This is a genomic window from Cognatundibacterium luofuense (genome assembly GCF_018139685.1).
GTDB lineage: Bacteria > Pseudomonadota > Gammaproteobacteria > Burkholderiales > Burkholderiaceae_D > Undibacterium > Undibacterium luofuense.
The window spans coordinates 1-319 of record NZ_JAGSPN010000448.1 but is presented as its reverse complement, the minus strand read 5'-3'; the positions used below and the strand labels follow the sequence as shown (position 1 = coordinate 319).

Below are 319 nucleotides of genomic sequence, written 5' to 3'. Positions count from 1 at the left end.
GCCGCCATTGTTGGCCGCCAGATCAAAGTCCAGTAATTTTTGTGCGAAGTAAGCTTCGCCGCGCCGCCAGTCTATGCCCAGATCCTTAATCAGAAAACAGGCGGTCACCATTCTTAAGCGGTTATGCATGTAACCAGACTGATTCAACTGACGCATGGCGGCGTCGACCAGCGGATAGCCGGTATTGCCGCTACACCAGGCTGCAAAATGTTGATCTGCCTGCGCACCTTGTTCCCACTGAATTGCGTCATAAGCGGGCTTGAAAGCGCCTTGTGCTACTCTCGGATGGTGGTGCAGTATCATGAAGTAAAAATCCCGC

1 protein-coding gene is annotated in these 319 nt (G+C 52.7%); it reads right to left on the bottom strand.

What is annotated here, in order from left to right; genetic code table 11:
* A partial coding sequence (locus tag KDM89_RS21175; RefSeq protein ID WP_212689781.1) for an FAD-binding domain-containing protein occupies positions 1–319 on the bottom strand: 319 nt, incomplete at both ends.